Here is a 26418-nt window from a genome sequence, read left to right on the forward strand (position 1 = left end):
TCAGCCTGCCGAAGTCAAGGCCGGAGGGGGGCGGGCGCCCTTCCGGGCCGGTGCGGGGCCGCCCGGCCGCGCCGGGGCGCATCCGCCGGCCGGCCCCGGGCGTCAGCCGAAGCGGTAGGCGTCCATGTGCAGGGCGCCGAACTCGTGGCTATCGTGAATGCGGGTGCCGGCCTCGCCCGCCGCCGCGCCCAGCGCCACGTGCAGCGGCACGAAATGCTCCTCCGTGGGGTGGTTGCGCGCCGCGTGCGGGCCGCGTGCGAGATAGGCGACGAGATCCTCCACCGCGTTGGCCGCGATGCGGTCTGCCACCCAGTCGGCGAAGCCGCGCGCCCAGTCCGGCGAGGGGCGGTCGATGATCATGCCGCCGCGAAACACCTCCTGCAGGTTGTGGGTGATGGAGCCGGAGGCGAGGATCAGCACGCCGCGGTCGCGCAGCGTGGCGAGAGCCTGGCCCAGCCGGTAATGCGCCTCGGCGCCCGCCTCGTGCAGCACGGAGAGCTGGAGCAGCGGGCGGCGGGCCTCGGGGTCGATCAGGTGCATCGGAACCCAGGCGCCATGGTCCAGCCCGCGTTCGGCAAGGTCGGGCTGCCAGCCGGCAGCGGCCAGCACCTCGGCCACCTCATGCGCCACGTCCGGCGCGCCGGGGGCGTCATGATGGATGGCATAGAGCGCCTCGGGGAAGCCCCGGAAATCATGGATGGTCTCGGGGCGTTCGGAGATCGAGACGGTGGGCCGGTGCGTTTCCCAGTGCGCCGAGACCACCAGCACCGCCCGCGCCTCCGGCAGGCTCTCTCCCAGCGTCTGCAGGAACCGCACCGCCGGCGTGTCCTGCAGGGCAAGGGTGGGCGAACCGTGCGAGACGAACAGAACGGGCATGCGCATGGGAGAACCTCCGGAAACCAGCTCGCGCGACTATGCTCCCGGGCAGCGAGGATAAAAACAGGACGGTCGTGGACGCACTGTTTACCGAATGGCCCCGCGCGCCGGCGGGGCGCGGCGCCTCAGGTGGGCACGGCGCCGTGGTAGAAATAGGTGCCCATGCCGGTGGTGAACATGATCTGCCCGCCCAGCGCGTGCAGCGCCAGCGCCAGCGGGAAGCTGCCGCGCCGCTCATAGGCCCAGGCGTAGATGCAGCCGCCCAGGAAGGTGAGCACCAGCGCCGGCAGGTTCCAGTACATCAGATGCGCGGCGGAGAAGATCACCCCGTTCACCACGATTCCGGTGCCGCCGTGCGGGATCAGGTGGCCGTAGCGGCGGAAGTAGAGGGTGCGGAACAGCAGTTCCTGCGGCAGGGCCGAGAGCACGGGGTAGAGCAGCATCACCATCAGCCAGCTCTGCGGGCTGTAGAACGGGAAGGAGAACATGGCCGAGGGCCGCTCCAGCCAGATCCACACCAGCGCGATGGTGGTGGTCACCGCGACGTAGAGCAGCACGAACCGCCAGTGGCGCAGCAGGCCGCCCCTGAGCAGGGCCCGGGGCGAGAAACCGGGCGTGAGGAACAGCAACCCGATGCCCAGCAGCGTGGTGGCCGCCAGCATGCCCCACATCGCCGAGGGCGGCAGCGCGAGGGCCAGCACCAGCGGCGTGGCCACGAACAGCCCGAGAAACTCGATCCAGCGCGGCCAGGGCAGGCGTGGCGCGGCGCCACCCGTCCCGCTCATCCGCGTGCCCCGCCCGGGAGAGCGGCGCTGCGCACGGCATGCTTGTCGGATGGGCCGGTTTCTCTTACCCTTCCGGGCCTCCGGGACGCAAAGATGGGCGGTGTCAGCAGTGAAGTGTCTCCCCGTCGTCGGCCTGATGGCGAGCATGGTCCTCGCATCCTGCGGGTCGGTCCCCAGACTGCCGGACCTCTCAAGGATTTATGGAAACGCGGCCCGGATACAAGGGCCGGAGCGCAGGCCGTTGCTGGTGATGCCCGGAACGATGGGCTCGCGGCTGGTGGATCTGGCCAGCGGCGTCTCGGTCTGGGGCGGGCCGGACGGGCTGTCGCCCGATCCCAGGGTGGCCCGCAATCTCGCGCTGCTGGCCCTGCCCCTGGCGCCGGAGGGCGAGGAGGCCCGCCATCTGCGCGACAGCATCGTGCCCGACAGCGTGCTGCGCGCCGCCACGGCGCGGGTGCTCGGCGTGCCGGTGGAGATCGAGGTTTACGGCGGCATCGCCAACATGCTGCGCCTGGGCGGCTGGGTGGCCGACGACGACCCCAACCCGGGCTCCGAGCCGGTGAACAGCTATCCCTTCGCCTATGACTGGCGGCGCGACCTGGTGGACAGCGTGAGCGCCTTCGACCGCTTTGTCCTCCTCCACGAGGAGGAGAACGCCCCGCCGCATTCGCTGGACCTCATGGCGCATTCCATGGGCACGCTGATCGCGCGCTACTACCTGATGTACGGCACCCAGGACCTGCCGGAGGACGGCAGCCTGCCCGAGCTCACCTGGGCCGGGGCGCAGCATTTCTCCAAGGTGGTGCTGATCGCCCCGCCGAACGCGGGCTCGATGGCAGCCCTCGACAACCTGGTGAACGGCAAGACCCTCGGGCCGCTGCAGCCCTTCTACCCGGCGGCGCTGGTGGGCACGCATTTCTCCACCTACGCGCTGATGCCGCGCAACCGCCATCACCGGGTGCTGTGGTCCGACACGCACCAGCCGGTGGAGGACCTCTACGACCCCGCGCTGTGGGAACGGCTGGGCTGGGGGCTGGCCAGCCCGGACGCGGAGGAGATCATCGCCGACCTGCTGCCCGACGAGCCGGACCCGGAGGTCCGCCGCCGCCGCGCGCTGGCCTTCCTCGCCGAGGCCCTGGGCCGCGCGAAGCAGTTCCAGGCCGCCCTGGACCGCCCCATAGACGCGCTGCCGCCCGGGCTCGACATCCACATGGTGGTGGGCGGCGGCTACACCACGCCCGCCGGGGCGAGAGTGGACCGGGAGACCGGGGAACTCACGGTCGACACGTTCGAGGAAGGCGACGGGCTGGTGCTGCGCGCCTCCTCGCTGCTCGACGAGCGCCAGGGCAAGCCCTACACCTACGGGCTGGACACGCCGCTGAAGTTCACCTCGGTGCTGTTCCTGCCGGAGGAGCACGTGGCGCTGACCCAGAGCGCGGTGCTGGGCGACAACCTGCTGTTCTGGCTGATCGAGGGGCAGCGCACGCGGGATTCGCTGCGCCCGGGGCCGCTGGCGCCCGGCCCGCGGATTCCGCTGCTCTCCGCCGCGGCCCCCGGCACGGCCCCCGATGGTCGCGACGACACGGACCGCTGACCCCCCGAACCTTGACAAGTCAGCCGGCGGAAAGCCACATCGACAGAGCTATTTATCGAGAGGGGCGGCGACGCTCCCGGCAGGAGGTAACGCATGAAGAAAGTCTATGACAGTGCCGCCGAGGCGCTCGAAGGGGTGCTGTTCGACGGCATGACCATCGCGGCGGGCGGCTTCGGCCTGTGCGGCATCCCCGAGCTGTTGATCGCGGCGATCCGCGAGGCCGGCACGAAGGACCTCACCGTCGCCTCCAACAACGCCGGGGTGGATGATTTCGGCCTCGGCCTGCTGCTCAAGACCCGGCAGGTGAAGAAGATGATCTCGTCCTACGTGGGCGAGAACGCCGAGTTCATGCGCCAGTACCTCTCCGGCGAGCTGGAGCTGGAGTTCAACCCCCAGGGCACGCTGGCCGAGCGCATGCGCGCCGGCGGCGCCGGCATCCCGGGCTTCTACACGAAGACCGGCGTGGGCACCGTGATCGCCGAGGGCAAGGAGCACAAGGAGTTCGACGGCCAGACCTACATCCTGGAGCGCGGCATCGTGGCCGACCTCGCCATCGTGAAGGCCTGGAAGGCCGATGACACCGGCAACCTCGTGTTCCGCAAGACGGCGCGCAACTTCAACCCCAACGCGGCGACCTGCGGCAAGATCTGCATCGCCGAGGTGGAGGAGATCGTGCCGCGCGGCAGCCTCGACCCGGACAAGATCCACCTGCCCGGCATCTACGTGCACCGCCTGCTGCAGGGCGAGCACGAGAAGCGCATCGAGCAGCGCACCATCCGCGCCGCCTGAGGACATGATGACCGGGGGCTCCGGGCGCGCGCCGACCCGCCGCCCTCCCCCACCCACCCACCGGAGTGCGGCGGCCCGCCGCGCGCCCGGAGCCGGATTTGCACGAGGAGATCTCCCATGCCCTGGGATCGCAACCAGATGGCCGCCCGCGCGGCGCAGGAACTCAAGGACGGAATGTACGTGAACCTCGGGATCGGCATCCCGACTCTCGTCTCCAACTACATCCCCGAGGGCGTCGACGTGACGCTGCAGTCGGAGAACGGCATGCTCGGCATGGGGCCCTTCCCGACCGAGGACGAGATCGACCCAGATCTCATCAACGCCGGCAAGCAGACCATCACCGAGCTGGCCCGCACCGCCTATTTCGATTCCGCCACCTCCTTCGGGATGATCCGCGGCGGCAAGATCGCCATGGCGATCCTGGGCGCCATGGAAGTGGCCGAGAACGGCGATCTCGCCAACTGGATGATCCCCGGCAAGCTCGTGAAGGGCATGGGCGGGGCGATGGATCTCGTCGCCGGCGTGGGCCGGGTGATCGTGATCATGGACCACACCAACAAGGCCGGTGAATCCAAGCTGCTGAAGGCCTGCACCCTGCCGCTCACCGGCACCGGGGTGGTGGACATGATCATCACCAACCTCGGCGTGTTCGACGTGGTCGAGGGCGGACTGAAACTGGTGGAGCGCGCCGAGGGCGTGAGCCTCGAGGACATCCGCAACGCCACCGAGGCGACACTGGTCGACTGAGCGCGCCCAGCACCGCCGGGCAAGGAACAGGCCGCACTCCGGGCGCGGCCTGTTTCGTTTCCGGAGCGCGGAGCGGGCTTCGATGCCCCCGCGTCCGCCGGGCTCCCTCACCGCCATGGGCGCGAGGAGATCGGCTACGGGATCGTGCAGGGCGTGGAGGCGCTGGCGGGAACCTGCCGCCACGCACTCCGCCCCTTCGGCGGAACCCCGGCCATCGTGAAGCCGGGGCCTTTCCGGGGAACCTGACCTCGCCCGGCCCCCGCGCCGCCCGATGCGCATGTGCCCAGAGTTGCGGCAATACCGGGCCAGATGGAGGCACACGCCGAACAGCCGGGCGATGACGCCCCTGCCGCACGGCCGCAGCCGGTGGCCGATGCGATCGCACGGCGTGGGAAGATGACGGAACGGCGCCCGCTGCGCACCGACGCCATGCCCGAGGGCCCGGGTTTCGGCGCAGTGCGGACCGACGAAGCCGTTGTTCCCGTTCGGAAGGGTGTCCACAGGGCGACGGGCAGGGAAAGCATGGTCTGACGAGGGGAGCAGGTGCTCCTGCCTGCCGGCGCGTGCGCGTCATTCGGCCAGCGCCCGCATCACCGCGATCAGGTCTGACTTGCCTTCGAAGCCGATGCCCGGCAGTTCGGGCATGACGATATGGCCCTCCTCCACCGTCACGCCATCGGGGAAGCCGCCATAGGGCTGGAACAGGTCCGGATAGCTCTCGTTCCCGCCAAGGCCGAGGCCCGCCGCGATGTTCAGCGACATCTGGTGCCCGCCATGCGGGATGCAGCGGGACGGCGACCAGCCCAGCCGGTCCAGCACATCGAGCGTGCGCAGGTATTCCACCAGGCCGTAGGACAGGGCGCAATCGAATTGCAGCCAGTCACGGTCGGGGCGCATCCCGCCGTACCGGATCAGGTTGCGTGCGTCCTGATGCGAGAACAGGTTCTCGCCGGTCGCCATGGGGCCGGGGTAGAATTCGGCCATCGCCGCCTGAAGCTGGTAGTCCAGCGGATCGCCGATCTCCTCATACCAGAACAGCGGGTAGGTCCGGAGCATCCCGGCATAGGCGATCGCGGTCTCCAGGTCGAAGCGCCCGTTCGCGTCGACGGCAAGCCGGGCCTCGTCGCCGATTTCCGCCAGAACGGCCTCGACGCGGCGCTGATCCTCGGCGAGGGAAGCGCCGCCGATCTTCATCTTCACGACGGTGTAGCCGCGCTCCACATAGCCGCGCATTTCCTTGCGCAGGGCTGAATCGTCCTTCCCCGGATAGTAGTAGCCGCCGGCCGCATAGACGAACACCCGCGGGTCGGCCTCCACCCCCTTGCGCTCGGCCAGCAGGCGGAACAGCGGCTTTTCCTCGATCTTGGCGATGGCGTCCCACACGGCCATGTCGATGGTGCCCACGGCGACCGAGCGCTCGCCGTGCCCGCCGGGCTTCTCGTTCTGCATCATCGCGGCCCAGATCCTGTGGGCGTCGAGGTTGCTGCCCGCCTCGTTCAGAAGGGACGCCGGATCCGCCTCCAGGATGCGGTCGCGGAAGCGTTCCCGGATCAGCCCGCCCTGCCCGTAGCGCCCGTTCGAGTTGAAGCCGTAGCCGACGACCCGGCGGCCGTCCCTCTCCACATCGGTCACGACAGCCACCAGGCTTGCCGTCATCCTGCTGAAATCGATGTAGGCATTCCTGATCGGCGAGGCGATCGGCTTGGTGACCTCGCAGATATCCACGATGCGCATGGGCGTGCTCCTGTCTCGGGCGGCATGTCGCCCGGTGATGATCACCGCCATGGATAGACGGCCCGCGGGGGTGCACTCCAATGCCGTCTGGCGCTTCATTCATGCCGATCCGGCATGGATCAACGACTATCCCCGCCGGTCACCCTCAGCCAGAACGCCTCGCAATGCGCCGACATGCGCGCGCGCGGCCGGTAGATGACCAGTTGGACGGGAACATCCAGCGCCTCGCCTCCGGCACGAACCAGCCTGCCGCGCGCGATGTCCTCCCCGGCGAGGGACAGGGGCAGGAAGGCGACGCCCTGCCCCTGCTTCGCCATCTCCAGATTGGTCGAGGCCAGCACGGAATTCATCTTCGCCTCGAGGTCCGGCCGCCCGTGCCCGGCCCAGTGCGCCTCCAGGATCGCATGAAGCCCGGACGCGGCCGCATAGGCCAGGAAGGGACTGCGCGGCGCCTCCGGGCCCAGGCGCCACAGGGGCTGAGCGTCGGCGCCCGGAGCGCAGAGGGACACCAGCCGGTCCCTTCCGATGGGATGGCACCTGAACTGCCTTTCCGGCAGATCCTCCGCCGCAGCGGGGCTTTTGTGGCAGATGAAGAAGCCGGCCCGGCCATCCTGCAGCAGGCGGACACATTGCCGGTGCGTGTCCGAAACCATGTTGATCGCACCGATCTCCGAGGGCCCCCCGACCTGCATCAGCCATCGCGGAACGAAAGTGTATGACAGGGCATGCGTGGCCGCGAGGTTCAGGCTGCGTTGCGCCAGCCCTGCGGCCTCCAGCGCCTCCAGCCGTGCATCCGACAGCATCCGCAAGATGGCTTCGGCGCGGGGCCGGAACGCCATTCCGGCCGGCGTCAGCGAGACCTGGCGGGTCGTGCGCTGAATGAGCGGCGTCTGAATGTGCGCCTCCAGGCTCCTGATCCGGCGACTGAACGCGGGTTGGGTCGTGTTGCGGTTCTCCGCGGCGCGGGAAAAGTTGAGCTCCCGTGCCAGTTCCAGAAAATCCGCTGGGAGCCCGGGACGCGCGGACCTTCGACGGATGCGGTGAGAGCAGCCGCCCGTCAGACGGCCACGAAGCCACCGTCGACCAGCAGCTCCTCCCCTCCCACGAAACTGCTGTCGTCGGAGGCCAGGAAAAGCACCGCCCTGGCAATCTCATCGGTGTTGCCGAGGCGTCCGAACGGGATGGTCTGCTGCATCCATGCCTCGGCCCCCTCGTTGGTGCGAAGATAGGTCGCCATCGCCGGTGTCAGCACCATGCCCGGAGAGACCACGTTCACTCGGATCCCACGGCTCTTGAGATCGGCGGTCCAGCCGCGCGCCAGGGCGCGGATCGCGGCCTTGGTGGCGCTGTAGATGGACAGGCCCGGGAACCCCTTCACGCCGGCGCCGGAGCCGGTCAGCACGATGGCGCCCCCTGCCGACATGAGAGGCAGCGCCTTCTGGACGGTGAAGACCATGCCTTTCACGTTGATGTCGAAGAGACGGTCGAAATGGGCCTCGTCGATGTTGCCCAAGGCGGCCTGCTCGGAAATCCCGGCATTGGCGAAGACCACGTCGACACGACCGTGATCGCGCCCGATCTGCGCATAGAGCCGGTCAAGGTCTGCCGCATCCGACACATCGCCCCGCACGCCGATCACGCCCTGGCCGATCTCGCCGACGGCGGCGTCCAGACGGTCCTGCCTGCGCCCGGTGATGTAGACGCGAGCGCCTTGCGTGGCGAAGGATCTGGCCGTGGCGAGGCCGATGCCATCCGTGCCGCCGGTGACCACCACAACCTTGTGTTCGAATCTCTGAGCCATGCTGTCTCTCCTGTCCCCTCGCAAGTGGAGCGTTGTTCCACTTACCTATATGGAGTATCATTCCACTTAGCAAGACGCAGAGAGGCCCGCCCTTGACCGATGACCCGCCACTGCGCGCCGATGCGCAGCAAAACAGAGACAAGATCCTTGCCGCGGCAGAAGCGATCTTCCTCGAACGGGGCGCGACCGTCTCGATGAACGAGGTTGCAAGGCACGCCGGCGTGGGCATAGGAACGCTCTACCGGCGCTTTCCCACACGCGAGGACCTGCTGGCTGCGGCCTACAGCGCCCGCTTCGTGGCCGTTGCCGAGGACATGCGCCTGCGCGCCGAAGGGGCTGATGCCCTTTCCACGTTGCGCGCCTATCTCGAGGAGCTGGTGCGCCACACGACCGTCTATCGAGGCTTCGCAGCCTCGCTCGGCATCGTGCTGAAGACGGGCACGCCGGGATGCGTTGCCACCAGCCAGGTGGGGCAGCAGCTTTTGCAGACGGCACAGAGCACGGGCCAGGTGCGCGTCGACATCACTTTCGCCGACCTGGTCTGCGTGGCCACGGCCGTTTCGCTGGCGGTCGAGCAGGACGGAATACCGCAATCCGGCGTCGCGCATCTCGTAGGCCTGTTCACGGACGGCATCGTCGTTCGCCCGCCAGAGCGGAACCGCCTGCCCGGGGCGGCATCGGGTTGAAGGACGGGTGTCGCTCCGGGCACCGGGAGGGGCCGCTCACCGCCCCCGGCATGACCTGCCGCCTTCGGGACGCGACCTGCGCAGAGCCGGATGCCCGTTCCCCCGCCGCCCTGTCGCCGGCGGCGGGGCGATCGTCCCGTTCCTCCGCGCCGCTGACGCCCGTAAGGGACGCAGCGGAAGCCTGTCTGCGACGCCTGCCGTCCCGGCAGGGCCAATCCCTGTGATGAGACAGGCAGGACCAGCCGGCGAAGCTCGGGACCGGTGGCGACAGTCTGCGCGGCGGCGCACGGGCCGCATGCCGACCGACCGGCCGAAGCCCCCATCAGGCGAACAACGCGAAATCCCTCGAAAGATGGTCGCGGAAGACGGACAGGCGCCTTGGCGCGAGGCGGCCATGGGGGTGCGGCCCGCCGACCGGCACCTCCGCCAGCGCGTCCTCCCGCAGGAGCCGGCCCAGCGCGCCGCGCTGCAGGTTCGCCGCGACCGCGCAGTGCTGCAGATGCGCGATGCCGAGCCCGTGGAGCGCGGCCACGCGCAGGGCGAAGCCCGGGACGAGGCCGAGCGGGCTGCGAGGGGGGGACGCGGCCGCCGTCTGCAAAGCGGATCGGCGGCGTGCCGCCCACGCGGATGTGGCGGACGAAACGATGCCCCCCAGCGCCGCGGGGCCGGAGGGAAGGCCGGCCGCCGCGAGATTGGACGGTGCCGCCACCAGCATGGTGCCGAGCGATCCGAGCCGGCGTGCGGTGGGCGCGCCGCCGCTCATGGGGCCGACGCGAAGGGCAAGGCCGGAACGCTCCCCGATCACGTCGTGCTGCCGGTCCCCCAGGCCCAGGTCGAGCTGCACCCCGGGATGCGCCCGGAGGAACCGGCCGACCCCTTCGCGGATCAGCACCCGCCCGAGGTCGTTCGGCAGGCTGACCCGGAGCGGGCCGGCCAGCGCGTCACCGGGCCGGAGACTGTCCTCTGCAGCATCGAGCGCCCTGAAGAGCCGCGCGATGCGGGCAAGGCTGGCCGCGCCCCCGGGGGTCGGCACCAGTCTCCGTGCGGGGCGGGTGAAGGCATCGGCCTTGCCACGGGCGTATCCGCGCCGGGCGTGGGAGGTGAGATCCTCGCTGCCCTCCTCGTACTCCTCGAAGGTGTCGCGCGGGAGTTCGGGAAGGGTCGCCTCCGGCTCATCGGGGTCGTGGAAGCCCGCGAGACGGATCTCCTCGTCCTGTTCGAGGAGGTGCCGGAAGTAGACGGCCTTGAGCTCGCGGAGCTGCTCCTCGCCGAGGTCGGGCTGAGGTGGCTCATGTTCGCGGAGCTGCTGCCTGCGGGCGGCCCCGAACTGCTCGTCGACGCGCACGGATTCGATGCGGACCCGGCGGGGCCTCGCGTGGATCGCGGGTCTTGAGGGAGCGGGTGATCTCGCGCTTGCCGAGGGCCGGACGGAGTGCTGCAGGCACGGCTGCGCGGAGGCAGTACGCCTGTCCGCGACGCATGAGTCTTGGGTGGGTCGGTATGTCGTCAGGTGCCGATCCTGCAGCACCTCACTGTAGCAACCGAGCGGATTCCACCTTGTTTTCCAGCATGTTATTGATCGCAAACGGGAAAAGAAGGGATGGTGGAGCCGAGGGGGAACTAGGCGTGAGGTGAGATTTCCTTTTGTTTTCAGTGCTTAACGGTAGCTTATAGCAGGCAGTTGTAGCAAGCCACTGTAGCACACCCAATGAGATCAGCACTGTTGGATGTCACTGAGAACTGACCCAGCAGCGATAGGAAATGTCACTGAGAATTGACCCATGTGGAACCCTCCCCCTGACGAGATTTGTCGGGGGTCATTGGAGTGATCGACATGGATTTTTTGAGCGTCATTCGACGGTGGGCACTGCGGGACAAGATGCCCATCCGCGAGATTTCGCGGCGGACTGGACTGTCCCGAAATACGATCAGGCGTTACCTGCGTGCCGGGATCGTCGAGCCCAAGTTCAAGGCACCATCGAGGCCGAGCAAGCTCGACCCGTACGCGGAGAAGCTGTCGGGCTGGTTGCTGGCCGAACAGCGCAAATCGCGCAAAGAGCGGCGGACGGCGAAACAGATGCACGCGGATCTGGTTCAGCTGGGGTTCGATGGGTCCTACGAGCGGGTCTCAGCCTTTGTCCGAGCCTGGAAATCGGACCGGCAGCGCGCGCAGAACACGACGGATCGCGGGACATTCGTGCCTCTGGTGTTCAAGCCGGGCGAGGCCTTCCAATTCGATTGGAGCGAAGACTACGCGATCGTCGGGGGTGAACGGACCAAGCTGCAGGTCGCACACATCAAGCTGTCGCACAGCCGCGTGTTCCTGGTCAGGGCATATTTGCTGCAGACACACGAGATGCTGTTCGACGCGCATTGGCATGCGTTCAGAATCTTCGAAGGCGTGCCGGGCCGCGGGATCTACGACAATATGCGCACGGCGGTGGACCGCGTGGGCGTCGGCAAAAAGCGCGATGTAAATGCGCGCTTCATGGCGATAACCAGCCACTACGTGTTCGAACCCGACTTTTGCAATCCGGCGGCGGGATGGGAAAAGGGCCAGGTCGAGAAGAACGTCCGCGATGCGCGCAGCAGGATGTGGCAGGTGATGCCCACCTTCCCTGATCTCGATGCGCTGAACTGCTGGCTGGAAGAACGGTGCAAGGCGCTGTGGGCCGAAACCGCACATGGCGGTTTGCCCGGCAGCATCGCAGACGTCTGGCAAGCGGAGAAGCCCTCGCTGATGCCGTTGCCCACCGCGTTCGACGGTTATGTCGAGCAAAGCAAGCGGGTGTCCTCAACCTGCCTCGTCACGTTTGATCGCAATCGCTACTCCGTGCCTGCCAGCTTTGCGAACCGGCCAGTCAGCCTGCACATCTACCCCGAAAGGCTGGTTGTCGTTGCTGAAGGGCATGTCGTCTGCGAGCACCAGCGCATCATTGAAAGGTCGCATCGGCAACCGGGCCGCGTCATCTATGACTGGCGGCATTACCTGGCCGTGATCCAGCGCAAGCCCGGTGCGCTGCGTAACGGCGCCCCGTTTGTTGAGATGCCGAGGGGCTTTCGTGAGCTGCAGGATCAGATGCTGCGCAGACCCGGCGGTGATCGGGAGATGGTCGACATCCTGTCGTTGGTATTGCATCACGACGAACAGGCGGTCCTGTGCGCGGTGGACATGGCGTTGAAGGCCGGCGTGCCGACAAAGACCCACGTGCTGAACCTATTGCACAGGCTGGTGAACGGCACTTCAGTCGAGTTGCCAGACGTAACGCCGCCTCCGGCCTTGACGCTGAGCAAGGAGCCCGAGGCCAATGTTGCACGCTACGATGGGCTGCGCACATCCGGAGGCAAACGCCATGCGTCATGATCCCGCCGGAGCTGCCATCGTCATCATGCTCCGCAGTCTGAAGATGCCAGGCATGGCCCAAGCCGTGCATGACCTCATGGAACAGGGCGCGCCTGCGTTCGATGCGGCGATCCCGATCCTGTCCCAGCTGCTGAAGGCTGAAATGGCCGAACGTGAAGTGCGGTCCATCTTTTATCACATGAAGGCAGCGCGCTTCCCGGCCCACAAGGACCTGTCAGGCTTCGACTTCGCGGCCAGCGAGGTCAACGAGGCCCTCGTTCGGCAGCTTCATCGATGCGAGTTCCTCGATGCTGCCGAAAACGTGGTCCTGATTGGCGGGCCCGGCACCGGGAAAAGCCATGTGGCGACCGCCCTCGGAGTCCAGGCGATTGAGCATCACCGCAAACGCGTGCGCTTCTTCTCCACAGTCGAGCTGGTGAACGCGCTGGAACAGGAAAAGGCGCTGGGAAGGGCCGGGAAAATCGCCGAGGCGTTGGTGAAAACCGAATTGGTGATCCTCGACGAGCTCGGATACCTGCCGTTCAGCGCCTCGGGCGGCGCCTTGCTGTTCCACCTCCTCAGCAAACTTTACGAACGCACCAGCGTCGTGATCACCACGAACCTAAGCTTCAGCGAATGGGCCAGCGTCTTCGGTGACGCCAAGATGACCACGGCGCTCCTCGATCGCCTCACACACCGCTGCCACATCCTGGAAACCGGAAACGACAGTTATCGCTTCAAGGCCAGCTCCGAGACCGCGAAAAAAAAGAGGAAGGAGACGCCAATGTTGACCCCATCATGAACCGACCGACATACTGACAGGCGGGTCAAATCTCGATGACAATGCTGGGTCAGTTCTCAGTGACATCCAACACCCCGCCGAACGGATGCGCTCACTACTGCTCGACTGGCTGGAGACCTCCTCGAAGGCAGACCCAGTGATGTGCCTTGCGGCATGAAGACCACCTGAGTTGAGTATGGACCCCGCACCCTACCCCTTAAAAAATCCCTTATTCTCAAGGCCTTAAACGCCAGCCCCTTAAAGAGACACTGGACTTTAAAGGTGACTCCAGAAGCTGACCTCAGGCGTGTATCGAAGGGTGGGGATGATCATGATCGACAGATCAGACCCCACGTCTGAAGCCACCTTTGAGGCTGACCTCTAAAGGGGAGGAAGGAGGTCGTCACCATGCTGGTGGATGTCTTCACTCACCGTGCAGGCTGACCCAGAAGGCGAGCCCGAGGGGGAGGACGTGGAGGTGCCCTTCTGAGGGCCTTGCACAGGGACGCTAGGAGAGCCTCCAGACGGGGGGCTCATCCGATGATGATTGATCCCCCCCTCTACGCGACAGGGAGCCGCCAGCGGGGCTCTCAGCGGACGCTTGGGGTTGCCTCTGAGGGGGCTTGAGAAGGGACGTTAGAGGGCGGTCATGCTATGCATTCCCTTGGGCGTGCAATTGCACGGTGGACGAAGACCCCATGTGCCCGCCTTGAAGCCCGCCTGGAGAGCCGGAGTCCCTTTCCAGCAAGGGGTACCCTGCCTTCTGAAGGGGGGCCGGGGCTGCTTTTTGGCGGAAACTTTCGAGGCGGCATATCGATCAGGAGTCCCGCTAGCGGTCTTCCCCCCGTGCCCACCATACCCCGCCCCAGGCACTGCCCCTGAGGTCACGCGAGACGGTCCTTCCGAGCTGACTTGAGGCAGGCCCCGGGGGTCTCCCGCTCCACCCGCCCAGCGCAGGGCTCATCCAACAGGGGGCGTGGTCTCACTCCCTCCAATGGAGGGCATCACCCCCGCCTCCGACAACCAGACCCTCAGCATGTCGTCGATGGAGATCGCGGAGCTGGTGGAAGCACGGCACGACAGCGTGAAGCGTGCCATCGAGCGGATCGTCGAGAGGGGCGTGATCTCACTCCCACCAATGGTGGAAGTCAAAATCCAGCGCGAACGTCGCCTTGAGACAGTGTCCACCTACCAGCTCCCGAAGCGGGACACCTTCGTGGTGGTCGCTCAGCTCTCGCCGGAGTTCACGGCCCGTCTCGTGGATCGCTGGCAGGGGCGTGTTTGATGTTGCTCAGATTGAGGAAGATCAAATCGAGACGCTCCAGCAGCGGGGCGTGATAGTACGTCCCCCAATGGGGGCTGGACACCTACCAGCTCCCCAGCATGTTCACCCTGATCATCTCCGCACCCGTTCCATTGGGGTATACCCTCCCGGGATGTAGGCTTGGGGCACTTTAATCGCACCAATAGGGTTTACTTAGGATTTATGGGGCACTACCTCCTCCGGGTCTAGAGCCTATTGGAACAGGAGAGCCCCCATGGCCGCATACGGATATGCCCGCGTCAGCACCACCGATCAGGACGTGAGCCTGCAGGTCGAGCGCCTCAAGGCTGCAGGGTGCGAGGTCGTCAGGGCCGAGCAGGTCACCGGGACCAAGCGGGACGGCCGTTCCGAGCTGGAGACCGTTCTGGCGTTCCTGCGGGCTGGTGATGAACTGGTGGTGACCAAGGTCGACCGGCTGGCCCGTTCCATCGGTGACCTGCAGCAGATCGTCCAGGAGCTTCGCCAGAAGGGCGTGACCCTGAAGGCCCTCGACCAGCCCATCGACACCGGGACGGCAGCGGGCAAGGCGTTCCTCGACATGCTCGGGGTCTTCGCCGAGTTCGAGACGAACCTTCGGAAGGAACGGCAGATGGAAGGGATCACCAAGGCCAAGGCCGAGGGCCGGTACAAGGGCCGCAAGCCGAGTGTCCCGGTCGATGAGGTCCGCAAGCTCAAGGCCGAGGGCAAGGGCGTGAGCGAGATCGCCAAGGCGCTGGGGGTCGGGCGGTCTTCGGTCTACCGGGCGCTGGAGTGATCCTGCCCCCGTGGCTCTCCTGCCCTGTGCATGTGCCTTTCGACTGCGCCTTCCAGCTCAGAACCTCTCACCGCCCCGCCAGAGCGTGACCTCCGGGTAGTCGATGCTGCGCACCGCCTCGGCCAGCCGCTCGACCGGGAAGCCCTGACCGTAGCGTGCCGCCATGCCGCCCTCGGAGTGTCCCTGCAGGGCGTCCATCAGGCCGCGCTCGACACCCGCCGCCCGGCAGGCGTCCTCGAAGCAATGCCGGAAGCTGTGGAAGCTCACCTTCGGGCGCTTCACCTCGACCGACTTCAGGAACCGCGCGAAGTGCTTGGAAAAGGCGTCGGACAGGTAGCCGAAGGCATCCGGCTGCAACTCGGCGAACAGCCGCTCCTGGCCCCGCTTGCCCTCGACGAAGGCGAGGAAGCCGAGCGACAGCAGGCGCGGGTGCAGGGGGATCAGCCGCCGCGAGGAGGCGGTCTTGAGCGTCTGCCACGGGGCCTCGTCGGTGATGCGCAGGCAGGGAATGCCCTTCTCGATCACCACGTCGTCCGGACGGAGCTGGCACAGCTCGTTGAGCCGCGCTCCGGTGAAGAGCCCGAGCAGCGGCACCAGAAGCGGGCGAGACCATCGAGCACCTGCTGGCCCGGGTAGGCCCAGCGTCGTTCCCCGTCACAGCCCTTGTAGGTGGGGGCGGAGAAGATCCGGGTGAGGTCGTCGGCGGTGAAGGGCTGGCGCTGGTCGCGGGCAGAGGTTCGTTCGGCGATGGCCTGTCCCTCGACGATGTTGCGGGTCACGTCGTCGAAATGCTTTCCGGCCCAGTTCCAGAAGGCACCCACGCGGCTCAGGGCCTTGTTGACCGTGGCGACCGACATGGGCTCCATCTCCAGCCGCACGGCCTTCTCGGAGGCCTTGACCACCCCGAGCCCCTTCAGGCCCTTCTTCTTGGCCCAGTTGCCGGGCAGGCGGGAGATGGTGGCCTTGAAGCGGCGACCGTCCTCGCGGGTGTAACTCCCGATGGTGCGATCTCCGGCGATCTCGATCAGGTAGCCGAGCCAGGTCCGGTAGTCGTGCAGGATCTTGGCCGAGACGCCTGAGCGCTGCTGCTCGGCGATACGCTCCTCGATCAGCTCGGAGAGCAGCGGACCCGGAGGCGGAGCCTGGCGGATCACCGGAGCCTCGGGGGTCTGCACCACGCGGCCCTTATTGCGCTCGGCGATGGCGTCCCCGGCCTCGATCAGCGCCTCCTGCACGGCACGGTACAGGCGCGGCCAGCCGGGGGAGCCGGAAGCGAGACGGATATCGACACCGTCCCAGTCGAGCAGGTCTTCGGCCTCGCTGCGGATAAAGGCATCGGCCTTGCCACGGGCGTATCCGCGCCGGGCGTGGGAGGCGAGATCCTCGCTGCCCTCCTCGTGCTCATCGAAGGTATCGCGGGGGTGCTCCGGGAGCGTCTCCTCCGGCTCATCGGGGTCGTGGAAGCCCGCGAGGCGGATCTCCTCGTCCTGCTCAAGGAGGTGCCGGTAGTAGACGGCCTTGAGCTCGCGGAGCTGCTCCTCGCTCAGGTCGGGCTGTGGCGGTTCCTGCTCGTGACGCTGCTGCCTGCGGGCGGCTTCGAACTGCTCATCCACGCGCACGGATTCGATGCGGACCCGGCGCAGGGCGTCGCGTGGATCGCGGGTCTTGAGGGAGCGGGTGATCTCGCGCTTGCCGAGGGCCGGACGGAGCGCTGCGGGCACGGCTGCGCGGAGGTAGAACGTCTGTCCGCGACGCATGAGTCTTGGGTGGGTCGGCATGTCGTCAGGTGCCGATCCTGCAGCACCTCACTGTAGCAACCGAACGGATTCCACCTTGTTTTCCAGCATGCTATTGATCGCAAACGGGAAAAGAAGGGATGGTGGAGCCGAGGGGGATCGAACCCCTGACCTTCGCATTGCGAACGCGACGCTCTCCCAGCTGAGCTACGGCCCCTTGGCGCGCAGAGGTATGGCGCGGGGCGGGCGGTGTCAAGCGGGTTCTTCACCATGATCACATGCCGCAGGGCGGGAAAACTTGCTCCTGCCCCCTGCTCCACTTATCTACGGGTCCGGACCCTCAGGCACACAGGAAACCGGTTAATGGGATCGTTAATCCAGATCATCTTCATGCTGCTCAACATCGTCTGGTGGATCGTGATCATCCACGTGATCATGAGCTGGCTGCTGAACTTCGGCATCCTGAACTACAACCAGTCCTTCGTCCGGCAGATCTGGACCTCGCTGGAGCGGATCCTCGAACCCATCTACCGCCCGATCCGCAGCGCCCTGCCCAGCCTCGGCGGGCTGGACCTCGCGCCGCTGATCGTGCTGCTCGGCATCACCGCCATCCGGATCATCATCTCGCGCAACGCGATGTACCTCATGTGATCCTGCCCTGGGTTGCACAGGCGGACGGGCTGCTGCTCACCGTGCGGCTCACCCCGCGCGGCGGGCGTGACCGGATCGAGGGCGTGATGGTGCAGGGCGAAACCGTCTGCCTGCGCGCCCGGGTCGCCACGCCCCCGGTGGACGGGGAGGCGAACAGGGCGCTCACGAAGCTGGTGGCGAAGAGCCTGGGCCTCGCCCCGCGCGATGTCACCCTCGTGTCCGGCGAAACCGGGCGCATCAAGCGGCTGCACCTGGCCGGGGATGCCGGGGTCCTCGCGGAGCGGCTGCAGGCGCTGGTCTGATCCGGTTCCCCTTTACATATTCAATTTACACTATACATGTGGAGAAACCTGCCGCGAGGAGTTTTCCCATGCAGCCCGACGTGACAGCCTTCTTCGACGAGGCCACCAACACCGTGTCCTATGTGGTGCGCGACCCCGGCAGCAGCACCTGCGCCATCATCGACAGCGTGCTGGATTTCGATGCCGCCGCCGGGCGCACCGACACCCGCTCCGCCCGGGCCATCGCAGACCATGTGACGGCAGAGGGGCTGGAGGTGGCCTGGATGCTGGAGACGCATGTCCATGCCGACCACCTCTCCGCCGCACCCTGGTTGCAGGAGCGGCTGGGCGGCAGGATCGGCATCGGCGACCGCATCACCGTGGTGCAGGACACGTTCGGCAAGATCTTCAACGCCGGCACCGAGTTCGAGCGCGACGGCTCGCAGTTCGACCGGCTGTTCGCCGAGGGCGACACGTTCGACATCGGCGGGCTCACCGGCCGGGTGCTGCACACGCCGGGCCACACGCCGGCCTGCCTGACCTACGTGATCGGCGATGCCGCCTTCGTGGGCGACACGCTGTTCATGCCCGATTACGGCACCGCGCGCTGCGACTTCCCCGGCGGCTCGGCCGAGACGCTCTGGGCCTCCATCCAGAAGGTGCTCGCCCTGCCGAACGAGACCCGCCTCTTCCTGTGCCATGACTACAAGGCCCCCGGCCGCGACAGTTACGCCTGGGAAACCACCGTGGCCGAGCAGAAGGCGGCGAACGTGCATGTGGGCGCCGGCCACAGCCGCGAGGAGTTCATCGCCATGCGCACCGCGCGCGACGCGGACCTGGGCATGCCGAAGCTGATCCTGCCCTCCATCCAGGTGAACATGCGCGCCGGCCACTTCCCCCCGCCGGAGGAGGACGGCAATGTCTACCTCAAGCTGCCGGTGAACCGGTTCTGACCGCGGCCCGGCGCCGGGGCGGGGCGAAGGCCCGAGGCGGGCCTGCCGCCCCCCCCCGGGGCCCCGGGGCGCTTCGTCTCCGCCCGGCCGGGAGGAGGCGGGCGCGGCCCCGGTTCGTTGATCCGCCACGGGTCCGGCGGCTGACCGGCGGGCGCGTCCGCAGCCGCCCCTCGCGCCGGAGCCTGCGCGCTTGCCCCGCGAGAGGCGGCGGTCGATCCTCTCCGGCGGCGCCTCGCCGAGGGCTGCCGCCTGCGTCTTCCCGGGGGCCCGGCCGCGGCCCCCGCCCCTTCCCCGAGCGGCCCGGGCCGCGTGTTCCCGAAAGCATGCCATGCAGCGTTACCTGCCGTTCCTCGACTGGGGCCGGAGCTACAGCCGCCAGACCCTCGGGGCCGACCTCGTCGCGGCGCTCATCGTCACGGTGATGCTGATCCCGCAGAGCTTCGCCTATGCGCTGCTCGCCGGGCTGCCGCCGGTGCTGGGGCTCTATGCCTCCATGGCGCCGCTGGTGCTCTACGCGCTCTTCGGCACCTCGCGCACGCTGGCGGTGGGGCCGGTGGCGATCTCCTCGCTGATGTCGGCGGCGGCCTGCGGGGCACTGTTCGCGCAGGGCACGCCGGAATTCGCCGGCGCGGCGGTGGCGCTGGCGGCGCTCTCCGGGGGAATGCTGGTGGTGATGGGCCTGCTGCGGCTGGGCTTTCTCGCCAATTTCCTCTCCCACCCGGTGATTTCCGGCTTCATCACCGCCTCGGCGCTCCTGATCGCGGCGGGGCAGCTGCGCCACCTGCTCGGCGTGCAGGCCGGCGGCGCCACGGCGCCGGAGCTGGTGCCGGCGCTGCTCTCCGCCCTGCCGGGCACGAATGCACAGGCGCTCACGCTCGGGCTGGCGGCGATCGGCTTTCTCGTCTGGGCCCGGCGCGGAATGGCCCCGGCGCTGCGGCGCATCGGCCTGCCGGAGCGGCTGGCCGCCACGCTGGCGCGCACCGGGCCGGTGATCGCGGTGGCGCTCACCACGCTGGCCACCTGGGCGCTCGGGCTCGACATCGCGGTGGTGGGCGACGTGCCGCGCGGCCTGCCCGTGCTCGCCCTGCCGCCGCTGGACCCCGGGCTGCTGGCGCAGATCGCGGTGCCGGCGCTGCTGATCTCGGTGGTGGGCTACGTGGAGAACGTATCCATCGCCCAGACCCTCGCCGCCCGGCGGCGCGAGCGCATCGACCCGGACCAGGAGCTGATCGCCCTCGGCGCGGCCAATCTCGGCGCCGCGGTCTCCGGCGCCTTCCCGGTGAGCGGCGGCTTCTCGCGCTCCGTGGTGAACTTCGACGCCGGGGCCCGCACGCCGGCGGCCGGGCTGTTCACCGCGGCGGGCATGGCGCTGGCCACGCTGTTCCTCACCCCGCTCATTCGCTATCTGCCGCAGGCCACGCTGGCGGCCACCATCGTCGTCGCGGTACTGGGGCTGGTGGATGTCCGCGCCCTCGTCCGGGTGTGGCGCTGGTCCCGCGCCGATTTCATCGCCCAGGCGGGTACCATCCTCGTCACCCTCGGGGCAGGGGTGGAACGGGGGCTGATCTGCGGCGTCGGCCTCTCGGTGGCGCTGCAGCTCTGGCGCAGTTCGCGGCCGCATGTGGCGGTGGTGGGCCAGGTGCCGGGCTGCGAGCATTTCCGCAACGTGGCCCGGCATGAGGTGGTGACCGCGCCGCACGTGCTCTCGCTGCGGGTGGACGAGAGCCTGTCCTTCCCCAATGCCCGCTTCCTGGAGGATTACGTCTACGACGCCGTGGCCGCGGATCCGCGCATCCGCCATGTCGTGCTGGTCTGCGCGGCGGTGAACGCGGTGGATGCCTCGGCGCTGGAAAGCCTGGAGGCGATCAACCACCGCCTGCAGGACGCCGGCGTCACGCTGCATCTCTCCGAGGTGAAGGGCCCGGTGATGGACGGCCTGCGCCGCGCCGGCCTGCCCGACACGCTCACCGGCGAGGTGTTCCTCAGCCAGTACGACGCTTTCCGCACCCTGGCCCCGGAGGCCGCGCGCATCGCGCTCGCAGGCCCGCGCCAGGCAGAGCCGACGGAGCGGCTGCGCGACGCCGGCCGCGCCGCGCGCTAGCCGGCCTCAGGCGCGCTCCGGCTCCGGCACGGGCGCATCCGCCCCGCGCGGGCAGCCGCGCCCCGTCCGAGGCCCAGTCTCAGGTGCAGTCCCTGGCTCGGTCTCCGGTCCGGTCTCCGGCCCCCTCTCGGGCTCCGGCTCCGGCCCGGCCGCTGGCATTTCGAGCGCGGGGCGCGGGGCGATCCGCTCCAGCAGCGCGCCGCGGTTGGCGGCGATATCGGCCAGTGTCACCCCGTCAAGCACCGCCAGAAAGGCCTCCAGCGCGGCGCGCAGGGCCTGCGACAGCCGGCAGATCCCGGCCAGCGGGCAGGTGTTGGTGGCGTCGTTGAAGCATTCCACCAGCTCGAACGGGCCCTCGGTGAAGCGCAGCACCTCGCCCACGACCACCGTCTCCGGCGCCCGGGCCAGCCGGAAGCCGCCGCCCCGGCCGCGCACCGTTTCCAGATAGCCCGCCTGCCCCAGCTCATGCACCACCTTGGTGACATGGGCCCGGCTGATGCCATGCGCCTGCGCCACGTCCTCCGCCCGCACCAGGCCCGGCGCGCGCAACGCGGCGAACTGGAGCACCCTGAGGGCAAAATTCGAATAGGCCGTGAGCTTCATTTCCGAACCGCCCCTCCCGAAACTGGTCCTGACCCGGACAGGCTCCGCCGCCGGACGCCGGCCCGATCGGCCTGGCTTCACGACCTCAACCAGCCGTTAACCGTCAGGCTGCGACACCGTGTATCTGCGACAAATCAAGGCGCGGCAAAGGGTGCACCGGAAAGCTATATGTGCAATATTGCTTTGGCGGCAAGACCCGATAGACTCCCGGCCAACCAAGGAGGTCACCATGTTCGGGCTTGACGCCATCGATCTCGCCAGGGCGCAGTTCGCCTTTACCGTATCCTTCCACATCATCTTTCCCGCCTTCTCCATCGGGCTCGCGAGCTATCTCGCCGTGCTGCAGGGCATGGCGCTGTGGACCGGGCAGGCCGTCTACCAGCGGCTGTTCGACTACTGGAAGACCATCTTCGCCGTGGGCTTCGGCATGGGCGTGGTCTCGGGCATCGTGATGTCCTACCAGTTCGGCACCAACTGGTCGGTGTTCTCCGACAAGGCCGGGCCGGTGATCGGGCCGCTGATGGGCTACGAGGTGCTCTCGGCCTTCTTCCTGGAGGCCGGTTTCCTCGGCGTGATGCTGTTCGGGCGCCAGCGCGTGGGCGCGCGGCTGCACATGTTCGCCACCGCCATGGTGGCCGTGGGCACGCTGTTCTCCGCCTTCTGGATCCTCTCGGTGAACAGCTGGATGCAGACCCCGCAGGGCTATGGCGTGAACGAGCAGGGACAGTTCATCCCGCTCGACTGGTTCGCCGTGGTGTTCAACCCCTCCTTCCCCTACCGCCTGGTGCACATGGTGCTGGCGGCCTATCTCACCACCGCGCTGGTGGTGGGCGCCGTGGGCGGCTGGCACCTGGTGCGCAACCACATGGACGAGGGCGCGCGCACCATGTTCTCCATGGCGATGTGGATGCTGCTGGTGACCGCGCCGCTGCAGATCCTCGCCGGAGACCAGCACGGCCTGAACACGCTGGAGCACCAGCCCGCCAAGGTGGCCGCCATGGAGGGCCATTTCGAGAATGACGGCCCCGTGCCGCTGCTGCTCTTCGGCATCCCGGACGACGAGGCGGAGGTGACCCGCTACGCGGTGGAGATCCCGCACCTGGGCTCGCTCATCCTCACCCACAGCTGGACCGGCGAGATCCGGGGCCTGAAGGACTTCCCCAAGGAGGACCGCCCGCCGGCGGCGATCATCTTCTGGAGCTTCCGCATCATGGTGGCGCTGGGGTTCTGCATGCTGGGCCTCGCGCTGTGGTCGGCCTTCGCGCGCTGGCGCGGACGGCTCTATCACATGCCGCTGCTGCACCGGGCCGCCACGCTCATGGGCCCGGCGGGCTTCGTCGCGGTGATCGCCGGCTGGGTGACCACCGAGGTGGGCCGCCAGCCCTTCACCGTCTACGGGCTCCTGCGCACCGCCGAAAGCCATTCCCCGCTGGAGGCGCCGGCCGTGGCCACCTCGCTCATCGCCTTCATCGTGGTGTATTTCTCGGTGTTCGGAACCGGCGTGTTCTACATGTTCCGGCTGTTCGCGAAATCGCCGGACCACGGGCTGGACGTGGAGGACATCGGTCCCACGCGCACCGCAAGCCGTGAACCCGTCGAAAACGCAGGTTGAGGAGAGACCGACATGTTCCTGGAACTTTCCTTCATCTGGGCCGGGCTCATCGCCTTCGCGGTGCTGGCCTATGTCATCCTTGACGGGTTCGACCTCGGGGTCGGCATCCTGTTTCCCTTCGTGAAGGGCGAGCGGCAACGCGACCTCATGATGAACACCGTCGCCCCCGTGTGGGACGGCAACGAGACCTGGCTGGTGCTGGGCGGCGGCGGGCTGTTCGCCGTCTTCCCGCTGGCCTATGCCACGATAATGCCGGCGCTCTATGCGCCGATCATCGCCATGCTGCTGGGGCTGATCTTCCGCGGCGTGGCCTTCGAGTTCCGCTGGCGCACGAAGCGCGGCAAGTTCCTGTGGGACTGGGCCTTCGCCGGCGGCTCGATGATCGCCACCTTCGCGCAGGGCGTGGCCCTGGGCGCGCTGGTGCAGGGCATCCACATCGAGAACCGCGCCTATGCCGGCGGCTGGTGGGACTGGCTGACGCCCTTCTCCATCCTCACCGGCCTCGCGCTGCTGGTGGGCTATGCCCTGCTGGGCGCCACATGGCTGGTGATGAAGACCGAGGGCGAGGTGCATGACCGCGCGCGGGGCTTCGCCTGGCTCACCGGGGTGGGCACCCTGGTGCTGATCGGCGCGGTGAGCCTCTGGACCCCGTTCCAGCACGAGGTGTACCTGCACCGCTGGTTCGCCATGCCCACCGCGGCATTCTCCATCCTGGTGCCGCTGCTGGTGGCGCTCTGCGCCTGGAACCTGTTCACCGGGCTGAAGGCGGGGCATGACCGGCGGCCCTTCCTCTCGGCGCTGGCCATCTTCGTGCTGTGCTTCGTGGGCATCGGGGTGAGCTTCTATCCCTGGATGGTGCCGCCCTCGCTCACCATCGCCGACGCCGCCGCGCCGGACGCGAGCCTGAGCTTCCTGCTGGTCGGGTCCGTGGTGCTGATCCCGATCATCCTGGCCTACACCGCCTATGCCTACTGGGTGTTCCGCGGGAAGGTCCGCGAGGGCGAGGGTTACCACTGATGAGCCCCTGTCTGCGCAAGAGCCTGTGGTTCCTCGGCCTCTGGGCCGGGGGCGTGCTGACACTGGGCGTCATCGGCCTCGCCATCCGGGCCGTCCTGTTCTGAGCGGCGCCCTGCCCCGGGCCCGTGAAACCGGGCCGCCGGACCCGGCCTGCCCGGGCCGCGGCGCCCCGGGGGGCCTGCCCCGCGCGCGCGCCCGGCGGAATGCGCGGAAGAGTGCACGGGGGAGTGCTTGCACTTCCCTCCCGCGTGGGGTTGACTGGCGCCCGAGCCGCCCACCCTCCCTGCCCTGACCCCGAGAGAACCATGACCTGGGACGCCGACAAACTCGCCGCCATCCGTGCGAAATATGAACAGGCGGAGGTCGGCGCGATGCATGACCCCCGCTTCGCCCGCGTGGCGGAGAAGATCTTCTCCGGCGGCACGCGGACCACGCCGTGGTCCGGCATCCCCACCCTGCTCGACGCCCCCGCCCTCGCTCCCGGCGCGGAAGGATACGAGGCGCTGCAGGTGGCCCTTGTCGGCGTGCCGATGGACCTCGGCATCACGAACCGCAACGGCGCGCGCTTCGGCCCCCGCGCCCTGCGCGGGCTGGAGCGCATCGGGCCCTACAACCACGTGCTGGACGTCGCACCGGTGCAGGAACTGCGCGTCGCGGACACCGGCGACATCCGCTTCCGCTCGCGCTACCAGCTCGAGGAAAGCCATCAGGACATCGAGGCGCACATCGCCACCCTCGTGGCCAACGGCACCCTGCCGCTCAGCGTGGGCGGCGACCATTCCATCTCCGGCCCGATCCTGAAGGCGGTGGGCGCGACGGCGCCCGTGGGCCTCATCCACATCGACGCGCATTGCGACACCTCGGGCCCCTTCGACGGCACCAAGTTCCACCACGGCGGCCCGTTCCGCAACGCGGTGCTCGACGGCGCGCTGGACCCGACGCGGACCATCCAGATCGGCATCCGCGGCTCCTCCGAATACCTGTGGGAGTTCTCCTACGACACCGGCATGACCGTGATCCACGCCGAGGAGGTGACCGGCCTCGGCCTTCCCGCCATCATCGCGCGGGCGCGGGAGATCGTCGGCGACGGCCCCACCTATGTCTCCTTCGACATCGACAGCCTGGACCCCTCCTTCGCCCCGGGCACCGGCACGCCGGAGGTGGGCGGCCTCACCACCCGCGAGGTGCTGGAGCTGATCCGCGGCCTGAAGGGCATCAACATCGTCGGCGGTGACGTGGTGGAGGTGGCCCCGCAATACGATGCCACCACCAACACCGCGCATGCCGGCGCGCAGGTGCTGTTCGAGATCCTCAGCCTGATGGCCTTCAGCCCGGCACTGAAGCCCTGATCCGCCCGCCCCGGGCGCGCGCCCCTCACCGGGCCGCACCCCGGCCCGCGGCGGCACCTGCCCCCTCCCCCGGCCGGGGCCCGGCTCCCGGCCTCCCAGACGGAGACCCGCGATGCGACTGTCCCTCCGCCAGACCCTGCCGGACACCGGCAACGTCTCCGCGAACCTCGGCCTGATCTCCCGCGCGGCGAAGGCCGCTGCGCGGGGCGGGGCGGAGCTGCTCCTGCTCCCCGAGCTGGTGACCACCGGCTACGGCGCCGGCATCGAGGCGCTCTCCCGCCTCGCCGAACCGGCAGACGGCCCCACGGTGGCCGCGCTGGCGCGCATCGCGGCGGAAACCGGCGTGGCCCTGATCGCCGGCTTTCCGGAGCGCGCGGGAGAGCGGGTCTACAATTCCGCCGTCTTCACCAACGGGGCGGATGCGCCTTCCGTCTACCGCAAGTCGCATGTCTACGGGGATTACGAGCGCGCGGTCTTCACCGCCGGCGAGCCCGCGACCTGCCTGGTCAAGCACGCCGGCATCACCCTCGGCCTGCTGATCTGCTACGATGTTGAGTTCCCGGAGAACACCCGCCGGCTGGCCCTGGCGGGGGCGGAGCTGATCTGCGTGCCCACCGCCCTGCCGGACCTGCCGGGCTGCCATTTCGTCGCCCGCCAGATGATCCCGGTGCGCGCCTTCGAGAACCAGGTCTTCGTGGCCTATGCCGACCATGCCGGCGCGGAGGGGGACTTCCACTATCCCGGCCTGTCCTGCGTCGCGGCGCCGGATGGCGGCATTCTCGCCCGTGCCGGCTCCCGCCCGGCCAGCCTCTCCGCCGAGATCGAACCCGCGGCCTATGCCGCCTCGCGCGCCGAGAACACCTACCTGCGCGACACCCGCTGACCGGCGCTCCGCTGCTCC

Annotated in this window: 27 protein-coding genes, 1 tRNA gene and 1 pseudogene; 17 read left to right on the forward strand and 12 right to left on the reverse strand. The window is 68.4% G+C overall.

Annotation, left to right across the window (positions count from 1 at the left end):
* Window positions 1-102: 102 nt before the first annotated feature.
* The gene (locus tag FDP22_RS02935; RefSeq protein ID WP_138576357.1) at window positions 103-882 is read right to left on the reverse strand and encodes a DODA-type extradiol aromatic ring-opening family dioxygenase; all 780 of its coding nucleotides are present in this window, start codon (window positions 880-882) and stop codon (window positions 103-105) included.
* Window positions 883-1001: 119 nt separating this feature from the next.
* Window positions 1002-1661 carry a CPBP family intramembrane glutamic endopeptidase gene (locus FDP22_RS02940; RefSeq protein ID WP_170317567.1) on the reverse strand — a complete coding sequence of 220 codons (660 nt, stop codon included), beginning with the start codon at window positions 1659-1661 and terminating at the stop codon, window positions 1002-1004.
* A gap of 250 nt (window positions 1662-1911) precedes the next feature.
* Between FDP22_RS02940 and FDP22_RS02945 the strand changes: the two genes are divergently transcribed.
* From FDP22_RS02945 to FDP22_RS02955, 3 genes are all read left to right on the forward strand, one after another.
* The gene (locus FDP22_RS02945; protein WP_239031916.1) at window positions 1912-3255 is read left to right on the forward strand and encodes a lipase/acyltransferase domain-containing protein; all 1344 of its coding nucleotides are present in this window, start codon (window positions 1912-1914) and stop codon (window positions 3253-3255) included.
* 93 nt (window positions 3256-3348) lie between these two features.
* Window positions 3349-4044, forward strand: coding sequence for a CoA transferase subunit A (locus FDP22_RS02950; RefSeq protein WP_138576351.1), 696 nt, complete (start codon window positions 3349-3351; stop codon window positions 4042-4044).
* Window positions 4045-4161: 117 nt separating this feature from the next.
* Complete coding sequence (locus FDP22_RS02955) at window positions 4162-4791, forward strand: CoA transferase subunit B (RefSeq protein WP_138576349.1); 630 nt, start codon at window positions 4162-4164, stop codon at window positions 4789-4791.
* 570 nt (window positions 4792-5361) lie between these two features.
* Here the strand turns inward: FDP22_RS02955 and FDP22_RS02960 are convergent.
* From FDP22_RS02960 to FDP22_RS02975, 4 genes and pseudogenes are all read right to left on the reverse strand, one after another.
* Entirely contained in the window at window positions 5362-6525 is a 1164-nt protein-coding gene (locus FDP22_RS02960; protein WP_138576347.1) for a mandelate racemase/muconate lactonizing enzyme family protein, read from the reverse strand.
* A 119-nt stretch (window positions 6526-6644) separates the two neighbouring features.
* Window positions 6645-7328, reverse strand: coding sequence for a substrate-binding domain-containing protein (locus tag FDP22_RS02965; RefSeq protein ID WP_170317569.1), 684 nt, complete (start codon window positions 7326-7328; stop codon window positions 6645-6647).
* A 96-nt stretch (window positions 7329-7424) separates the two neighbouring features.
* Window positions 7425-7586 (reverse strand): annotated as a pseudogene (locus FDP22_RS25335) (LysR family transcriptional regulator); the annotation flags it as partial.
* On the reverse strand, window positions 7583-8326 hold the full coding sequence (locus FDP22_RS02975; RefSeq protein ID WP_138576343.1) for an SDR family NAD(P)-dependent oxidoreductase: 744 nt from the start codon (window positions 8324-8326) through the stop codon (window positions 7583-7585). The gene FDP22_RS02975 and the pseudogene FDP22_RS25335, both read right to left, overlap by 4 nt.
* A gap of 92 nt (window positions 8327-8418) precedes the next feature.
* On the opposite strand from FDP22_RS02975, the gene FDP22_RS02980 reads away from it, so the two are divergent.
* Window positions 8419-9012, forward strand: coding sequence for a TetR/AcrR family transcriptional regulator (locus FDP22_RS02980; RefSeq protein ID WP_138576341.1), 594 nt, complete (start codon window positions 8419-8421; stop codon window positions 9010-9012).
* 322 nt (window positions 9013-9334) lie between these two features.
* Here the strand turns inward: FDP22_RS02980 and FDP22_RS02985 are convergent, their stop codons facing one another.
* The gene (locus tag FDP22_RS02985; protein ID WP_170317570.1) at window positions 9335-10357 is read right to left on the reverse strand and encodes a LysR substrate-binding domain-containing protein; all 1023 of its coding nucleotides are present in this window, start codon (window positions 10355-10357) and stop codon (window positions 9335-9337) included.
* Entirely contained in the window at window positions 10302-10493 is a 192-nt protein-coding gene (locus tag FDP22_RS25340; RefSeq protein WP_430225576.1) for a DUF6538 domain-containing protein, read from the reverse strand. Before FDP22_RS25340 ends, FDP22_RS02985 begins: the two co-directional genes overlap by 56 nt.
* A gap of 353 nt (window positions 10494-10846) precedes the next feature.
* Between FDP22_RS25340 and istA the strand changes: the two genes are divergently transcribed.
* The 4 genes from istA to FDP22_RS03005 all read left to right on the forward strand — a co-directional run bounded on the left by istA (window position 10847) and on the right by FDP22_RS03005 (window position 15214).
* A complete protein-coding gene (gene istA / locus FDP22_RS02990; RefSeq protein WP_143972239.1) occupies window positions 10847-12376 on the forward strand; it encodes an IS21 family transposase in 1530 nt (509 codons plus the stop codon).
* A complete protein-coding gene (gene istB, locus FDP22_RS02995) occupies window positions 12366-13157 on the forward strand; it encodes an IS21-like element helper ATPase IstB (protein ID WP_143972228.1) in 792 nt (263 codons plus the stop codon). The genes istA and istB overlap by 11 nt, the downstream gene beginning before the upstream one ends.
* Window positions 13158-14130: 973 nt before the next feature.
* Window positions 14131-14421 (forward strand): Rha family transcriptional regulator, encoded by a 291-nt coding sequence (locus FDP22_RS03000; RefSeq protein WP_205910834.1) that lies wholly within the window; start codon window positions 14131-14133, stop codon window positions 14419-14421.
* A 253-nt stretch (window positions 14422-14674) separates the two neighbouring features.
* Window positions 14675-15214, forward strand: a complete 540-nt coding sequence (locus tag FDP22_RS03005) for a recombinase family protein (RefSeq protein WP_138577656.1) — start codon at window positions 14675-14677, stop codon at window positions 15212-15214.
* A gap of 57 nt (window positions 15215-15271) precedes the next feature.
* Here FDP22_RS03005 and FDP22_RS03010 read toward each other — a convergent pair whose 3' ends face one another.
* From FDP22_RS03010 to FDP22_RS03015, 3 genes are all read right to left on the reverse strand, one after another.
* Window positions 15272-15739, reverse strand: coding sequence for a site-specific integrase (locus FDP22_RS03010; RefSeq protein WP_239031853.1), 468 nt, complete (start codon window positions 15737-15739; stop codon window positions 15272-15274).
* Window positions 15736-16992 carry a DUF6538 domain-containing protein gene (locus FDP22_RS24385; RefSeq protein ID WP_170317572.1) on the reverse strand — a complete coding sequence of 419 codons (1257 nt, stop codon included), beginning with the start codon at window positions 16990-16992 and terminating at the stop codon, window positions 15736-15738. The genes FDP22_RS03010 and FDP22_RS24385 overlap by 4 nt, the downstream gene beginning before the upstream one ends.
* A gap of 99 nt (window positions 16993-17091) precedes the next feature.
* Window positions 17092-17167, reverse strand: a tRNA-Ala gene (locus tag FDP22_RS03015).
* 146 nt (window positions 17168-17313) lie between these two features.
* Here FDP22_RS03015 and FDP22_RS03020 point away from each other — a divergent pair.
* The 4 genes from FDP22_RS03020 to FDP22_RS03035 all read left to right on the forward strand — a co-directional run bounded on the left by FDP22_RS03020 (window position 17314) and on the right by FDP22_RS03035 (window position 20936).
* Window positions 17314-17601 (forward strand): YggT family protein, encoded by a 288-nt coding sequence (locus FDP22_RS03020; RefSeq protein ID WP_138577650.1) that lies wholly within the window; start codon window positions 17314-17316, stop codon window positions 17599-17601.
* On the forward strand, window positions 17598-17903 hold the full coding sequence (locus FDP22_RS03025; RefSeq protein WP_138577648.1) for a DUF167 family protein: 306 nt from the start codon (window positions 17598-17600) through the stop codon (window positions 17901-17903). The genes FDP22_RS03020 and FDP22_RS03025 overlap by 4 nt, the downstream gene beginning before the upstream one ends.
* A gap of 68 nt (window positions 17904-17971) precedes the next feature.
* The gene (locus tag FDP22_RS03030; RefSeq protein ID WP_138577646.1) at window positions 17972-18835 is read left to right on the forward strand and encodes an MBL fold metallo-hydrolase; all 864 of its coding nucleotides are present in this window, start codon (window positions 17972-17974) and stop codon (window positions 18833-18835) included.
* A gap of 328 nt (window positions 18836-19163) precedes the next feature.
* Entirely contained in the window at window positions 19164-20936 is a 1773-nt protein-coding gene (locus FDP22_RS03035) for a SulP family inorganic anion transporter (protein ID WP_138577644.1), read from the forward strand.
* A gap of 6 nt (window positions 20937-20942) precedes the next feature.
* On the opposite strand, the gene FDP22_RS03040 is transcribed toward FDP22_RS03035, so the two are convergent.
* Window positions 20943-21539: an RrF2 family transcriptional regulator gene (locus FDP22_RS03040; protein WP_138577642.1), complete on the reverse strand. Its 597-nt coding sequence runs from the start codon at window positions 21537-21539 to the stop codon at window positions 20943-20945.
* Between the two features lie 229 nt (window positions 21540-21768).
* Between FDP22_RS03040 and FDP22_RS03045 the strand changes: the two genes are divergently transcribed.
* The 5 genes from FDP22_RS03045 (at window position 21769) to FDP22_RS03065 (ending at window position 26400) form a co-directional block, all read left to right on the forward strand.
* The gene (locus tag FDP22_RS03045) at window positions 21769-23151 is read left to right on the forward strand and encodes a cytochrome ubiquinol oxidase subunit I (protein WP_138577640.1); all 1383 of its coding nucleotides are present in this window, start codon (window positions 21769-21771) and stop codon (window positions 23149-23151) included.
* A gap of 12 nt (window positions 23152-23163) precedes the next feature.
* Entirely contained in the window at window positions 23164-24168 is a 1005-nt protein-coding gene (cydB, locus tag FDP22_RS03050) for a cytochrome d ubiquinol oxidase subunit II (RefSeq protein ID WP_138577638.1), read from the forward strand.
* Window positions 24168-24272, forward strand: a complete 105-nt coding sequence (locus FDP22_RS03055; RefSeq protein WP_138577636.1) for a DUF2474 family protein — start codon at window positions 24168-24170, stop codon at window positions 24270-24272. The genes cydB and FDP22_RS03055 overlap by 1 nt, the downstream gene beginning before the upstream one ends.
* A gap of 201 nt (window positions 24273-24473) precedes the next feature.
* Window positions 24474-25517, forward strand: a complete 1044-nt coding sequence (speB, locus tag FDP22_RS03060; protein ID WP_138577634.1) for an agmatinase — start codon at window positions 24474-24476, stop codon at window positions 25515-25517.
* Window positions 25518-25629: 112 nt separating this feature from the next.
* Window positions 25630-26400, forward strand: coding sequence for a carbon-nitrogen hydrolase family protein (locus tag FDP22_RS03065; RefSeq protein WP_138577632.1), 771 nt, complete (start codon window positions 25630-25632; stop codon window positions 26398-26400).
* Window positions 26401-26418: the final 18 nt, after the last annotated feature.

The organism is Paroceanicella profunda, from assembly GCF_005887635.2.
Taxonomy (GTDB): domain Bacteria; phylum Pseudomonadota; class Alphaproteobacteria; order Rhodobacterales; family Rhodobacteraceae; genus Paroceanicella; species Paroceanicella profunda.